Genomic DNA, 14,478 nt, shown 5'->3' with positions numbered 1-14,478 from the left:
ATACCATCACGCCTATGGAAATTCGGTCCAGCCAGGAAGACAAGGGCCAGCCGAAACGTACGGTGATCCGCCGGTGTGCCAACTCGTATTCAACTACCTGTCCAGCAGTTCTCGAAAGCAATCACGCCTTAACGTGGGGGTGCCCCTGCCGGCTTGGCCAGCCGTGCAACCTTTTCTTGATTCCGGTCTTTGCCGTAATGATATTGCCTGATCCCTGTAAGGCGCACACAGTTTGGCACTGGCCTTGGGCAGTTTGTCAACCTCTCTCGGAGTCACGGCGCAATTTGAACAGATCCGCCTCTCGGCCGATAAGTACTAGAATATCACTAGGTTTAATTACGAAATCGGGGCCAGGAAGAAATACGAAACGTTCCGGTACCAGTTCCTTAACAGCAATGACGAAGACTCCGAATTTTTCGCGTACGTTCAGGTCCTGAAGAGTCCGTCCGTAAAACGAGTCAGGCGGTGCAACGTTCATGACTTCGAAGTCTTCCGCTAGAGGTATGAAATCCAACAGATTCGGATTTTTGATCTGTGCTGCAACTCGTCGCGCTGTTTCTCGCTCGGGGAAAATAGTTTCATTGGCCCCGATGGCGTGCAAAATCGTGGCATGATCCTCACTGACCGCTTTGGCCCGGATGCTTTTCAGGCCGAGACGTTTCAGGTGGAGGGTGCACAATATGCTGGCCTCCACGCTCTCTCCAAGGCTCACAACCGCCTCATCGAATTCGGAATTTACCACTTGCCTGAGAACAGAGAACTCCCTAGCGTCGGCTACAAGAGCGCGCTGCACATCGTCGGCTATCGCGTTGACTCGTTCCTCGCTGGTATCCAAGGCCAAGACGTCGCATTCGACTGCCAGAGCGCGAGCCAATGCATTCCCGAACTGCCCGAGCCCTACGACACAGATGAGTTTCCGGTGGCCCTTCATCCTATCATCACCTTTCCTTTGGGGTAGCTTATCTTAATGATATCTCTAGAAAACATCCACAGCGCCACCGTCAACGGTCCAGTTCTGCCGACAAACATTGTCGCGCAGATCCATAGCTTTCCTGTAATCGACAATTCAGGCGTCACACCGGTCGAAAGTCCCACTGTTCCGAACGCGGAAACCTGCTCAAAGATGAGGTCCAGCGCCGATACCCGGAGATGAGTCTGGGTGGACAGCATGATCAGAATCCCTATCACATTCCAAAATACCGCCAGCGCCAACAGGAAGTCCACTCTGTTGAGGACGTCCTGAGGTATTTGGCGGTCGAGCAAGCGAACTTCTTTTCTACCGCGGACGCTCGCTTTGAGGCGCGCAAGCCATATAGCGAATCCGGTAGTTTTTACTCCTCCAGCGCAGGAGGCCGGTGACCCACCGATAAACATGAGCATAACCAGGATAAACAATGATGCCGAGGGCATACGTCCAACATCCACCGTATTGAATCCTGCTGTCCTGGCGGTAACGGATTGAAATAGGGCATGCAGCAACTTGTCTGTCCAGTGAAGGTCCTCACCCAAACCACAAAAGAGGATGCCAACCCCGCCCCAGAAAAGCAGAAGAGCTGTTACAATGAGCACGACCCGAGCGTGAAAGGAAAATCGTGTAGCCGCAGAGAAGGACCTAGCCTTCATAATCACACGTGCATTGGTCCATATCTCGTGGAGCACCATATAGCCCAGGCCGCCCGACACTATGAGGATCATGATAACCAGTATGCTGCCCGCCGACCCACGAACTTCCACAAGATTCATCGTAAAAAGAGAAAACCCAGCGTTGCAGAAAGCCGAAATGGCGTGAAATACTGCAGAGAATGCCGCATTCGGGGCTTCCATGCGACCGAGAAACAACGCAAATAGGAGCGACGCTCCAGCTGCTTCCATCAGGAACGTAATCGCGAGTATGGTCCTGAAAGTGGAGCGGAATTCGGTGGCAAGGTCTTGTTGAAAAAATGACTCGCTCACTACAGCCTGGGATCTCAATGGTAGGCGTTGACCGGCAAGAATGAAAGCCAGAGCCGCAAGGGTCATTATTCCTAGACCGCCGATCTGTATAAGGGCAAGTATTACGGTTTGTCCAAAAAGAGTGAAGTCCTTCCCTGTATCCAGGACGGCTAGGCCAGTGACACACACCGCGGAAGTGGCTGTGAAAAGCGCATCCACAAATCTCATTTCTTCGGCCTTGTTATGAGACCATGGTAGCCAAAGGACTAAAGCGCCCAGCAATATGGCGCCTGCAAAGCTTCCCAGCAGCATGCTCTCAGGCGACGTTAGGACCCGCGCGGCGCCCTGTTTTATGTAGACTTCTATGGTGGCAAATGTAGGTTGCTTCATATCTTCCTTCGCATAATCCCTACGGGACGAAATACCATATATCAGGTTTTTCTCTACGGCAATTGGATTTGGGATCGCGAAGCGAGCGATGGACCGGTCCAGGCTTGGCAAAGATGATCAGTCGGTCGGTCGGAGTATTTTGGGATAGGATCGGCGGACCTTTTTGTCCCTTTGAGTCCAGCTCCACCGCCCAAATATGAGGTCAGGAGGGCGGGTTTTCTCGGCAGAACAAAACAGATGCCTCAAAGGGCCACGCTAAGGATTACGAGAACTCCCATTTTCATTTGGTTGCACGCGCGGCAATGTGCTGCATTTCAAGGAGAGGCTATACCAGTCCCATGCCCTTGAGAATAGACAGCATTATCGCCGCTGCCATGACCGATCCTATCTGGCCGCCGGTGTTGGCCCCCATGGCATGCATAAGCAGGTAGTTTTTCTTGTCATACAGTCGCCCCTGGTTCTGCACCACTCGGGCGGCCATCGGGTATGCCGAAATACCTGCTGCACCTATGAGGGGATTGATTTTTCCGCCCGAGAGGAAGCACATGAGCTTCCCGAACATTACGCCCGCCACAGTGTCGAGACAGATGGCCAGAAGGCCCAATCCGAAGATTTTGAGCGTCGCCACCTTCAGGAATGCATGGCCCTCCATGGTTCCGCCGATGGCAAGACCCAGAAACAGCGTGACCACGTTTGCAATCTCGTTTTCAGACGCGTTGGTCAAGCGGGTGACCACTCCACTCTCTTTGAGAAAGTTCCCCAGCATAATCATGCCCATAAGCGGAAGACCCTTGGGGGCGATCAAGCCTGTTACAACGGTCACAAGAATGGGAAACAGAATCCGGGTGTTCTTGGAAATGGTTCCTTGCACCATTTTCATATGAATGGTTCTTTCCCGCTGCGTTGTAAGTAACCTCATAATAGGCGGCTGAATAATGGGTACCAGCGACATATAGGAATAGGCCGCGACGGAAACCGCGGCCAAAAGGTGTGGTGCGTATTGAGTGGTGACATAAATCGCGGTCGGACCGTCGCATGCGCCTATGATCCCTATGCACACGGCTTCGGCTTGAGAAAATCCCAGTGCCAACGCAAGAAGCAGGGTCATAAAAATCCCAAACTGTCCAGCCGCACCTAGTAGCAGGATCTTCGGATTCTCCAGCAACGGGCTAAAATCCGTCATGGCTCCGATCCCCACGAAGATCAGCAGGGGAAATAATTCGGTGATGATTCCTGTGTCATAGAAGAACTTTAAGATACCCCCTTGCTCCATCAAATCGCCCAAGGGAATATTTACCAGGAGGCAGCCGAACCCGATAGGGACAAGCAAGAGAGGCTCGACGTCTTTCTTTATCGCCAGATAAAGCAGAACGCCTCCGATTATCATCATGATTATGTTAGGGAGCCCCTTAGCAGTGGCCAGGTAGGCAAATCCCTCACCCAGACCGGAAAGCGCAATAAGAATGCTCTCAATCATTTTGCCCCTCCTCCTTGGGAATTCCCGGCTGAAGGCGATTCCGGCACCGGTGGAAAGGCTTTCTTCAGGAGCATTATGCACAAGCTAAGAAACCAAAGAGTGAGGAGCGTCCCCCCCATACCCACTACCGTAACACTTATGCCGAAGACCCATTTGTCCATGAGTTCTCCCTGATAGACATAGAATGGTTTTGCACAAAAAACAGATCGCGATAATAGCAGGCCAGAAGTATTTTTCAATTGTCTTTTTTAATGCAGATGGTTCGCTATGGCGAACGTCCTTACCCAAGTCCCGGCCTTTTGAAACCAGTCGCCGGAAAGAGCCAAAAGCCTTGACCGGCAAATGCTGAAAATCTAGTATCATGTCGGCAAACCGGCGAAGCATCCCTACATTCAATCAGCGAGGTTTGCGAGTGCAACTTAGTTTGACGAGGTGCGATCAGTGACGCGGACGACAAGAATTACCGGTATTGCCCCTTCTGCTGCGGAGTTTATTAATCCGCTGAAGATGTTTCACGACCTCTTCTCCTATCGAGACATGATCAGGCAGTTTGCTTGGAGAGAAGTGGTCGGACGTTATAAGGGCACGTACTTAGGATTATTTTGGTCATTGCTGAATCCGTTGCTGACACTGGCTGTGTATACCGTGGTGTTCGGCGTCATCCTCAAGGCCAGGTTCGGGCCGGCCGCGGAAGCCGGAACAGGCCAGTTCGCCCTGGCACTCTTCTGCGGAATAATCATATACAACGTTTTCTCGGTATGCGCTTCCAAAGCCCCGTCAGCGATTTATGAGAACCCAAGCCTGGTGAAAAAAGTCGTTTTTCCGCTGGAGATCCTGCCTGTCGCCATATTGTTGGCAAGCATCGTCAATGCCGGCTTCGGCCTGGCCATCCTGATTCCCACGCTGCTCATCCTCTCCCCCGAGATATCGTCGACCATTTACATGTTCCCCCTGGTTCTGTTGCCGCTGTGTGCGCTGAGCCTGGGCGTGGCGTGGTTCCTGGCCTCTCTGGGAGTCTTTGTCAGGGACGTGGGGCAAGCCATCGTGATATTGCTTCAATTGCTTTTCTTCGCATCGCCCGTAATCTATCCGCTGTCTGCGGCACCCGGGATGTTTCGAGCGCTTCTCAGGCTAAACCCGCTCACCACTATTCTTGAGGATGCGCGACGCACCCTGATATGGGGCCAACCCATTGAATGGGGTTGGTGGTTCGCGGTGACAATCGTTTCGCTGGTGTTGATGCAGCTGGGGTATGTGTGGTTCATGAAGAGCAAGAGGGTCTTCGCAGACATTATATGACACAAGACCTTTGGTCGCAATTTAGCATGAGCAGCGGAATCCACTGATCCCTTGAGCGCACTAAACTTGATACCCAAGAAGACCCCGGGAATATCTTTGTGAAGGTCGAACTTGAGGAATGCAGAGGGACAGGGCGGTCATCGGAATCCGTGCACATGGAATAACAAGGAGGATCGGATATGGGATTGGTCGAAACAAATCTTTCAAACGGCATAGGCACTATTACTCTCAACAACCCTAAGAAACACAATTCCCTGAGTAAGGAACTGATCGACGACCTCTGTTGCGCTCTAGAAGACATGAAGAAACAGGGGGTCCGCGTGGTCATTCTCAGGGCGCCTGCCGGGTCAAAGGTTTTCTCGGCCGGACACGATGTGAACGAGTTGCCGCTGGACGGCAGGGACCCGTTGACGTACACCGACCCGCTTAGACTTGCCGTGAGGACCATGGAGCATTTTCCTGCACCGGTAATTGCCATGATCGAAGGGAGTGTGTGGGGTGGGGCCTGTGAACTCGTTATGAGTTGTGACATCATCATCGCTGCGGAAGATTCTACCTTTGCCATTACTCCCGCGAAACTCGGGGTTCCCTACAACATTTCAGGTGTCCAGAACCTAATTGTCACCGGAGGCACGCCGCTCTGCAAAGAGATGCTGTTTACCGCGGAGCCCTTTCCGGTAAAACGTTTGGTCGACGCGGAGGTCGTGAACCGTGCAGTTCCCGTCGAGCAACTGGAGTCTGTTGCCCGGAGCATAGCCGAGCAGATTTGCCGGAACTCACCCCTCGTCATTAGTCTTCTCAAAGAAGAAATTCGATTGCTGTCAACTTCTCATAACCTCAGCCCTGAGACTTTCGAAAGGGTGCAGAGCATGCGACGTCAGGTATACGACAGCCATGACTACAAGGAAGGAATAGGGGCGTTCTTTGAAAGACGGCCGGCGGTTTTTCAAGGAAAATGAAATTGCTCCCCACAGGAGGGCCAGGCACGGATAGTTTCGCGAGATATAGCAGTTCTCGAAAGCAGTAATCACGCATTAATTTGTGGGTGTCCCGCCAACGCGGGACTGGCTTGTCCCGCAGTGCGACTCCATTCGGAAAAAACCTTTGAGAATCACTAAGTATTAGCCGAAGCGGCCTGTTACGTACTCCATTGTCTTTTCGACCTTAGGATTTGTGAATATTCTCGAAGTCTCGCCGTATTCGATGAGCCTGCCCAAATACATGAAGGCGGTATTGTCAGAGACCCGCGCAGCTTGCTGCATATTGTGGGTCACTATTACGATGGTGTAGCGGCCGCGCAACTCATCGATCAAGTCCTCGATCTTTCCTGTGGCAACGGGGTCCAAAGCCGAGCATGGTTCATCCATCAGGAGCACGTCAGGTTCCCCGGCGATTGCCCGAGCAATACAGAGCCGCTGCTGCTGTCCGCCGGATAATCCCAGAGCATTCTCATGAAGGCGGTCTTTAACCTCGTCCCAAAGTGCGGCTGATTGAAGGGCGGTTACAGCGGTTTCCTGGAGGACTCGCTTGTCCCGGACCCCATCTACTCTCAGCGGATAGATAACGTTGTCAGCTATTGACATTGGGAACGGGTTCGGTTTCTGAAACACCATCCCCATGGACTTGCGCAAGCCTATTACGTCAACGGCAGGACTGTAGATGTCGGTCCCGTCCAGGAGAATCTTTCCCTTGGTGTGCAGGCCGTCTATCAGATCGTTCATTCGATTGATCGCCCTCAGGAGAGTTGACTTCCCGCAGCCGGAAGGTCCGATGAGAGCCGTAACCAGACCTTTCTCAACGGTCATGTTCGTATCGAAAAGGGCCTGCTGTTGACCGTACCAGAGATCGAATTGCTCAATGGAGAGCACGCGCCCGTGAGGACCTTCCTTAACGTGATAGACCGTGCCGTTGGAATTATCTTCCCTGATGGGCATCAGGATTCCTCCTAAAACTGTCCTATGGAAAACTTGCGTTTCAGGCGATTGCGAATCATTATCGACGCGGCGTTCATGGCGAACACCAAACTGATCAGCAAGAGCGTTGTCGTGTACACCATGGGTCTGGCCGCCTCGGAATTCCTCGATTGAAATCCCACGTCGTAAATATGAAATCCTAGGTGCATGAAACTCCGTTCCAGGTGTATATAGGGGAAGATTTGATCAATCGGTAATTCCGGAGCCATCTTGACCACGCCCACAAGCATCAGGGGCGCTACCTCGCCCGCGCCTCGTGCCATGGCCAGGATCAACCCGGTCATGATTCCGGGCATGGCCCTCGGGAGCACGATATATTTTATGGTCTGCCATTTGGAAGCGCCACAGGCCAAGGACCCTTCGCGCATAGATTGAGGCACAGCGGCAAGTGCCTCTTCGGTGGCCACGATGACTACCGGGACGGTCAAGAGGGCGAGGGTCAGGGAAGCCCACATTAGGCCTCCGGTGCCGTAAGTCGGTGTGGGGAGACGTTCGGGAAAAAAGAGTTGATCCAGGCTCCCTCCCAGCACGTAGGCGAAGAACCCAAGACCGAAGACCCCGTACACAATAGAAGGCACGCCCGCCAGGTTGTTCACACATATTCGGACGAGAGAAACCAACCGTCCCTGTTTGGCATACTCCCTCAAGTACAGCGCTGCTATGACTCCGAAAGGGGAAACGGATAGAGCCATGAGAACCGTCATGCAGAAAGTCCCGAAAATGGCCGGCATCACTCCGCCTTCGGTGTTTGCTTCACGCGGCTCTTGGCTAAGGAATTCCCACCAGCGCGATAGATACACTCCGGCCTTTTGCTGGAAAGTCAAGGTGTTGGCCTGATATACACGGACGATATCAGACAATTTGAATGTCTTTTCTTTTCCGCTCACGTCTGCCAGGGAAATGGTGTACTTCGCGTCCTTTTCTTTGATGCTTGCAGCTTCCGATGAAAGGTCCCGATACTGGGCGTCGAGTTTTTCGGACTCTTGCTTGAACTTTGACTCCGCCTGTTGATATTCAGGGCTCTTTTGGCCGTGGGCCAGTTCGACCTTTCTGAGCTTCAACCGGCCCTGTTCCAGGTAATAGTTCACCGCGGCGATTTCATTTCGTTCAATATCGTGGATGCGTTTCCGGCGATGGGCCGCAGCCTCTTGTTCCGCTTGGAGTTTGGCCAGGGAAAGGGAATTCACGTCTAAAACGGTTCCGTTAAGGTCAAGCTGCCGGATGGTGCCTATAAATGGCCCCCATTCAATCCGCTCAAAGAAAAACATGTCGGACGGCCGAGTGACCTTGTCTATTTCATACGCGGATACCCAGCGGAAATCCTGATTATATAGATCGAAATTGCCTGTCTTGTAGAGAAATCTACGAATAAGCCCTTTGTTGACCTCGATCTCCTTTCGAGCCGCTTCCGAGAGTGTTGCGATCAACTCCGGCCCAGGCCTGTACATCTCAGAGCGCGATAATTCTCCAGCGATCGTGGTGCCGTCGCGAAGCGTAGCCACTTCAATAGATTGCGGATAGAAGGTCAGTATGCCGTTGTACAAGATGAGGATCAGAAATGCGACTATCATCAAGATGCCGACGACCAGCGCGCCTCCGAAACCCCATAGAAAGGGCTCGCCTCTGGCCTTGAAATCCCAGACCAGGGACCTTCGAGGCACAATAGGCCCCCGATCAGCCACCTCTTCCGCTCCGTCGGGGCCTGGCTTCTCCGCGACAGGCCGTTTCGTAGCGTCTATCATGATGCCTGATTCAAGCGTCCTTGGTGTTTCGTCCAATGGCTCTGCAGCGGCTGCCGAAGCTCCATCCGCACCATCCTTCATTCCGAATTCCTTGTGTGGCCTCAGTGGCAAGGTTGCCCTCATGCCCTCATAGCTGCATCGCGCGTTTGCGGAACCTCAAGCGCACCAATTCCGCCACAGTGTTGATGACGAAGGTCATCCCAAACAGAACCAACCCCGTCAAAAAGAGCACCCGGTACAAGGTGCCATCTTTAGGCGCTTCAGGAAGTTCCACGGCAATATTTGCAGAGAGGGCCCGTAGTCCATTGAAAATATTAAGGTCTATCAGAGGCGTGTTCCCGGCGGACATCACGACTATCATGGTTTCGCCCACCGCACGTCCCATTCCAATCATAATCGCGGAAAAAACACCGCTCATTGCCGTGGGCAATATGATCCACATTGCGGTCTGCCAAGGGGTTGCGCCACATCCCAGGCTTGCCGCCCGCAGGTGATCCGGAACTGCGTTGAGCGCGTCTTCGGCCAGTGTGTAAATTATCGGGATGACCGCAAATCCCATGGCAAAGCCTACGATGAACGTATTCCGTTGAACGTACGTTGAAACCACCTCTCCTCGAGGGTCCACACCCATCGCTTCCAAAAAGAGAGCCAAAATGTAGGAAAGGCCTCCAATTACCGCGGCCAGGGCCATCCACCGTAGCAGGTCCAGGATCGCCGAATAAAGCGGGGGAAAATTGCGGAGATAGAGGCTGAAGCGCTGACCAAAAACCCGCGACGCGGCGAGACTCACGGCCACTGCCATTAACGGCAAAATGAGAATAAAGAGGAACGGCGCAGGACGTCCCGTGTCGCGATTGAGCCACGCCTGAAAATTGCCGTTGAAGAATACCTTCTCGAATAGGGGACCTGCCTGATAAGCCAACCACAGCGCTGCCCCCACAACAACGAACATCAAGAGGAATTTCGTCAATCCATGCAAGCGCAAGGCCAAGGATGGGGGCAGGAGTTGCCACAAATAGGCCGCCAGCACAAGTGATAGGGGCACAATAGCGAACACCAGCATTACCGAGCCGATCCAGTTCTCCACGAATGGAGCGAGCACAAGCGCGGCCACAAATCCAAGAACAACCGATGGAATGGACGCCATGACCTCCATAACGGGTTTGACTTTCCCGCGTGCGCTCTGTGGAAGGAACTCCGAGGTGTAAATTGCCGCCAACAAGGCAACGGGGACGGCAAACAGCAGCGAATAGAACGTGCCTTTCAATGTGCCGAAAATTAACGGAACGAGCGACAACTTAGGCTCGAACGCGTCCGTTGCTGCGGACGATTGCCAGGTATAGGTTGGTTGCGGGTAACCCTCATACCAGACTTTCCCGAAAAGAGTGTGCAGGGAGACTTCCGGATGAGGTATGTCAATGTCCCAGAAATTAACTTGCCCCCCTTGGCCCAAAAGCAGCAGGCCATTCAGTCGCGGCGCGAGAACTAGCCCATGTGGCGCCACGCCCTGCTGAGCGGTAAGTCGAAGCAGAGTCCTTTGGCTCGTGCCGTGGCGGACCCACACGCCTCCGCGAGCGTCCGCTGTGGCGAAGGTTTTTCCACGTGCTTCCGCTGCGAATCCAGTGACAGCCGCAATTTGTGGCTCGAGTTTGCGGGTCTGAACAAGAGAAAGCCCATCGGAAGAGGAGGCGCCTTTCTTCTCCAATAGAAAATATATGCTGAGCGACCCGTCCGATCCGCCTACAACCAAAGAGACGTCGCCGACGAGGAAACCCAAAGCGGTCAAACCCACGCCTGTTGGCAGCACATCCTGAGTGTCCACCAATTCAGGGTGATTCAGGTCCCTTGTGGCGAATCTGTAAATTCTGCCACTTTTCTCTGCAAAATAAACCTGGTCTCCCGCTTCAGTGACCGAAATCTGCGACACAACCGCGCCGGCCGGCAGCGCGGGAAGAATCGTCTTTGTAACGTCAGTCTTCACCTTCCTGGTAAAGAGGTTCAGCTTGGATTCGGCGATGTTCAAGCTTGCCACCCCTTGGCTGTCAAGAGCTACGAAGGTCCTCTTGGGCCTTTCGCCAAAGTCGGTCAAGCGATAGTTCAGCGCCACTATGGGACTGCCGGTTTCCGAGACAACTACCTGCTCATCCAGTTGCACTTCCACGGAGATCTTGCGAATCTGTTTTCCAGGGATCACTGAAAACACAGCCGAGCCGTCAGTACTGTCTTGGGAATCCAATGGCTTGAGGTCAGGTGGCGCCGGATCCGCGGGCAACAGATCGTTCTTGAAAATAATTCTCCCGAATCGGACGCTGCCGTCGGAAAACCCGAAGGCCGCGTTTGTAGTGTCGAGGGTCTGCGCAAAGGCCGTAACGGTCTTGCCTCCAAAATCGAAGCTCGGGGCTTTGAGGGCAGTACCGGTCCGTGCGTGCCAGGCAAGTATGGTTCCATCTCTGGTTATTCCAACGGCAACGGTCCGGTAATCGTCCATGCTCAAGCCAAGAGTCTCTTTAGGCTTTCCTTCAAAAGCGTAGTTCGAGGCGGATTCCAGGGAGCCACCTCTAAACAAAGGCGTTACCTCATACACAAGAAAAACCATCATTAAAAGAACCGCGGCAATTACCAGGACTCCGCCGATGGTTATCGTGCGGTCGGCGATGCGGTCTACAATTAACACCCAGCGGCGGGTCTGCTTTGGTCCTGCTCCTGCTGTATTCGCCATAAGTTGACGACTTTCCTCAATAGTTGCGATAATACGGATCTGCGTTCAAAACGAGAACGTCCCTGGTGTCCTCAAAGGCCCTTCTCACTTGATCGCTGTTTTGGCCAAAAGTCCGTCTGCCCAAGTCCCGGACAAGACATGGAAGCTGTCTTTCATGAAGTTTTTCTGACCTCTCCGGCTAAGAAATGTTCAATACTCTCGTTCATAAGGCTATGCGGTGACGCCCGGAAATTGAGACAGGCCCGACGCGGACATGGCTCCCTAAAAATCCTGCCGGCGCGGGACATCGGTGTCGGAGAAGGAAGCGGCTCCCAGACATGCTACTTCGATGCGTATCAACGTAGGGTATCTATATATGCATCACAACAGAACGATGGGCCATTTATGTTAGAGAATTGTTAGGACAGCAATAGAAGATTGTGAGACCCACCAAAGGCCTGTCTATGGCTAAATCGGCCAAATTTATCCGAAGAAACGGTCAATTATCTCATTTCCGAAAAACACATAGAATACGGCTGCCGCAGTCAGGAACGGTCCGAAGGGGATGGGGGTCGTGGAATCAATTCGCCTGGTCCACATGGATATGAGGGCTCCGATCGAGCCCATCAGTGAAGCGGAAAACATCACGAAGATCACGCCATACGGACCGGTGAAGGCACCAATCATGATCAACAGCTTCACATCCCCTCCGCCCAGCCCTTCTATTCCCCGAAGCCTTTCATAAATCAGTGCCGGCACATACAAAGCGACTCCTCCCAGGCCTGCCCCGAGGAGCGAGAACCTCCAGTCCACGCCGGGAACGTAACCCGCGGTGGCCGCAGCAATCCCAAGAACAATTCCGCTTAGAGATATTACGTCCGGGATGATCATGTGGTCCAGGTCAATCCAGAAGACGGCCATCATCGCGGTGCAAAATACAAAGAAAACCCCTAATTCTGCTGTCAGGTCCAGCTTCATGTAAAGGGCCAGGCCCAGACAGGCTGTCAATAACTCTACTAAAGGATATCTCCAAGAAATTCGGGCCCCGCAATCACGGCACCGCCCGCGAAGGAAAAGGAAGCTGACCACCGGTATGTTATCGTAAGGTCTAATGGGATGGCCGCAGTCAGGGCAATTTGAAGGGGGGTAAACGATCGACTTTCTTTCCGGGAGCCGTACAATAACCACATTCAAGAAACTGCCTATCGCGGCTCCAAACATAAAGATCGCCACCGCCCTGAAAAGATCTACGTCAAACTCCATGTGAAGTCCTGTGTTCGGAGCCAAAAGCCTTGTGGCGGCCGTCAACCTCCTCGGCCTGGGAAACCCCGGCATCTCCGATTTCCCGTGAGACCGCGCGGTAACCGAACCTATTTTGGATTATTATCGCTTCCTGCGGATCAGGCACGACCACCACCAAATCCTCATGTCCGATAGAGGTTAGCGAGAGGTTGCCCGGAAGCCTCCATTCCTTTTCCTCCCGCCAATCCTTGTCGCCTGATTTTTGTATCTGGAAGAAATACTGCCGGTCTTTCGGCAGTTCGCGCAGGGTTGCTTCCGTGCCATAAATGACGCGCCCCGCACCTAACTTGATCAACGCGTCCTTTCGGACAGCGATTCCGTACGGCTCGAAATTCCAACGAATCAAACCACGTCTCCATTGCACGATCGTAGAAAGCTCACCTGGAGGACATTCCGTAAGCGACACGACAGGGCACGAGCCTCGCGTCAATTTGTGGCTCCCCCGTATTAATTTTTCCTCAAGCATACGCTGAAGTGTGTCAAAAGCCGTGTGACAGGCTCCCGCTGCGGCGTCTATCAGGGAGCGGCAATACTCGGCAACGGTCTGGCCGGGCCACGGCCCCGGACATGAACGCGTATAGTGAATCAGGTAATGCTTCTTGTCGTTTAATTCTTCCAAAACAGGCCATCGGGGCTCTTTTGACCCATCACCCTCGCGACCTGACGGCTGAAGTGTATTTTTCGGGCCTCCCCGACTCCTGACGATGTTTTGGGTCTCATGTTCGTTGTGAGAAGAGACGCCTTCCGGTTGGAGCCGCACAACTTTGATCTTACGCCTGCGAGCAATCTCCAATATTGCCGCCATGTTGCCTCCAGGTCTGACTTCCCCGACCAAGAGGACCGAGCTTAAGGCCGCGACAACCTGATCACGCTCCCCAAGCCTGCTCACGTGAGGCGGAACGCGGCCGGGTGGAAATGATGAAATGAAGAGCGTCAGCGCCGGATGGAAAAGGTCGCCGTAGGCTGAGAGGAATTGCTCGGCTTTCGTTGGCGAGTCCATGACCGGCAGGACATCGTCGCAAGCCAAAATCACGGGAAAACCTTTTGCAAAGCAACTAACCAGGGAATAGGATAGGCTTCCGTAACTCGACACAACAGCCTTGCCAGGCTCCATCGCTGATCTGACCAGCTCCTTGGTCGCATTGACCCAGTGATCCTGCGGGGAAACCTTGCGAGACTTCCGAGAGTTGAGGACAGCGCACGCGGTGAGGTCGAGCAACGTCCGGTCTCCCTTCGCGAAGAACACCGGAGGCACTTGGTGTAGTGCGGACCCCGGGGGATTAAGCCCGTCGCGAGCCACCACAAACACTCCGCTGTTTAGCCATTTGATGGCCGTCGCCCTCGCATCCCGCAAAGTGCTCGTCGTGAAAGCACGCGGGGATTGGGGGACCCCCGCTCCTTGGAACGCGCAGGCTAGACCCTCCAAGGCTTCGCTGTTACAGTGAATGTCGAAATTAGGCACACGAGATATGATTAGTGATCTGACACGCGCGTCCAACTCTTTACGACGTGAAAGAATGGCCGCGGTGAACAGAGCTGCCGGGAGATGCTCCGGGCTCAAGAATCGCCTTCCAGTCTGGTCTTTCCCTGGGTTAGGATGGCCCACTGCCTCGGCTCACGTTCATCTGGCTTACCCGACAGGATCGTCCGCGGGTCCAGATGCAG

General features: G+C 53.5%; 11 protein-coding genes. 2 read left to right on the top strand and 9 right to left on the bottom strand.

Going from position 1 to position 14,478, the window contains the following annotated elements:
* Nucleotides 1–256: 256 nt before the first annotated feature.
* From HY913_06155 to HY913_06140, 4 genes are all read right to left on the bottom strand, one after another.
* Nucleotides 257–931, bottom strand: coding sequence for a TrkA family potassium uptake protein (locus HY913_06155; protein ID MBI4962841.1), 675 nt, complete (start codon nt 929–931; stop codon nt 257–259).
* Nucleotides 928–2,322: an ATPase gene (locus HY913_06150; protein MBI4962840.1), complete on the bottom strand. Its 1,395-nt coding sequence runs from the start codon at nt 2,320–2,322 to the stop codon at nt 928–930. Before HY913_06150 ends, HY913_06155 begins: the two co-directional genes overlap by 4 nt.
* Before the next feature lie 325 nt (nt 2,323–2,647).
* A complete protein-coding gene (locus HY913_06145; GenBank protein ID MBI4962839.1) occupies nt 2,648–3,799 on the bottom strand; it encodes a sodium ion-translocating decarboxylase subunit beta in 1,152 nt (383 codons plus the stop codon).
* On the bottom strand, nt 3,796–3,960 hold the full coding sequence (locus HY913_06140) for an OadG family protein (protein MBI4962838.1): 165 nt from the start codon (nt 3,958–3,960) through the stop codon (nt 3,796–3,798). The genes HY913_06145 and HY913_06140 overlap by 4 nt, the downstream gene beginning before the upstream one ends.
* A gap of 346 nt (nt 3,961–4,306) precedes the next feature.
* On the opposite strand from HY913_06140, the gene HY913_06135 reads away from it, so the two are divergent.
* Both HY913_06135 and scpB read left to right on the top strand, forming a co-directional pair.
* Entirely contained in the window at nt 4,307–5,098 is a 792-nt protein-coding gene (locus tag HY913_06135; protein MBI4962837.1) for an ABC transporter permease, read from the top strand.
* A 179-nt stretch (nt 5,099–5,277) separates the two neighbouring features.
* Nucleotides 5,278–6,057 (top strand): methylmalonyl-CoA decarboxylase, encoded by a 780-nt coding sequence (gene scpB, locus HY913_06130; GenBank protein ID MBI4962836.1) that lies wholly within the window; start codon nt 5,278–5,280, stop codon nt 6,055–6,057.
* A gap of 162 nt (nt 6,058–6,219) precedes the next feature.
* On the opposite strand, the gene pstB is transcribed toward scpB, so the two are convergent.
* From pstB to HY913_06105, 5 genes are all read right to left on the bottom strand, one after another.
* Nucleotides 6,220–7,032, bottom strand: a complete 813-nt coding sequence (pstB, locus tag HY913_06125; GenBank protein ID MBI4962835.1) for a phosphate ABC transporter ATP-binding protein — start codon at nt 7,030–7,032, stop codon at nt 6,220–6,222.
* A gap of 11 nt (nt 7,033–7,043) precedes the next feature.
* Nucleotides 7,044–8,813 (bottom strand): phosphate ABC transporter permease PstA, encoded by a 1,770-nt coding sequence (gene pstA / locus HY913_06120; GenBank protein ID MBI4962834.1) that lies wholly within the window; start codon nt 8,811–8,813, stop codon nt 7,044–7,046.
* Nucleotides 8,814–8,940: 127 nt separating this feature from the next.
* Nucleotides 8,941–11,532 carry an ABC transporter permease subunit gene (locus HY913_06115; GenBank protein ID MBI4962833.1) on the bottom strand — a complete coding sequence of 864 codons (2,592 nt, stop codon included), beginning with the start codon at nt 11,530–11,532 and terminating at the stop codon, nt 8,941–8,943.
* Nucleotides 11,533–11,994: 462 nt separating this feature from the next.
* On the bottom strand, nt 11,995–12,774 hold the full coding sequence (locus tag HY913_06110; GenBank protein ID MBI4962832.1) for a prepilin peptidase: 780 nt from the start codon (nt 12,772–12,774) through the stop codon (nt 11,995–11,997).
* Nucleotides 12,764–14,374 carry a hypothetical protein gene (locus HY913_06105; GenBank protein MBI4962831.1) on the bottom strand — a complete coding sequence of 537 codons (1,611 nt, stop codon included), beginning with the start codon at nt 14,372–14,374 and terminating at the stop codon, nt 12,764–12,766. The genes HY913_06110 and HY913_06105 overlap by 11 nt, the downstream gene beginning before the upstream one ends.
* Nucleotides 14,375–14,478 lie beyond the last annotated feature (104 nt).

The organism is Desulfomonile tiedjei, from assembly GCA_016212925.1.
Classification (GTDB): domain Bacteria; phylum Desulfobacterota; class Desulfomonilia; order Desulfomonilales; family Desulfomonilaceae; genus JACRDF01.
The sequence above is the reverse complement of the archived record's forward strand: the minus strand, read 5'-3'. Positions and strand labels throughout refer to the sequence as shown.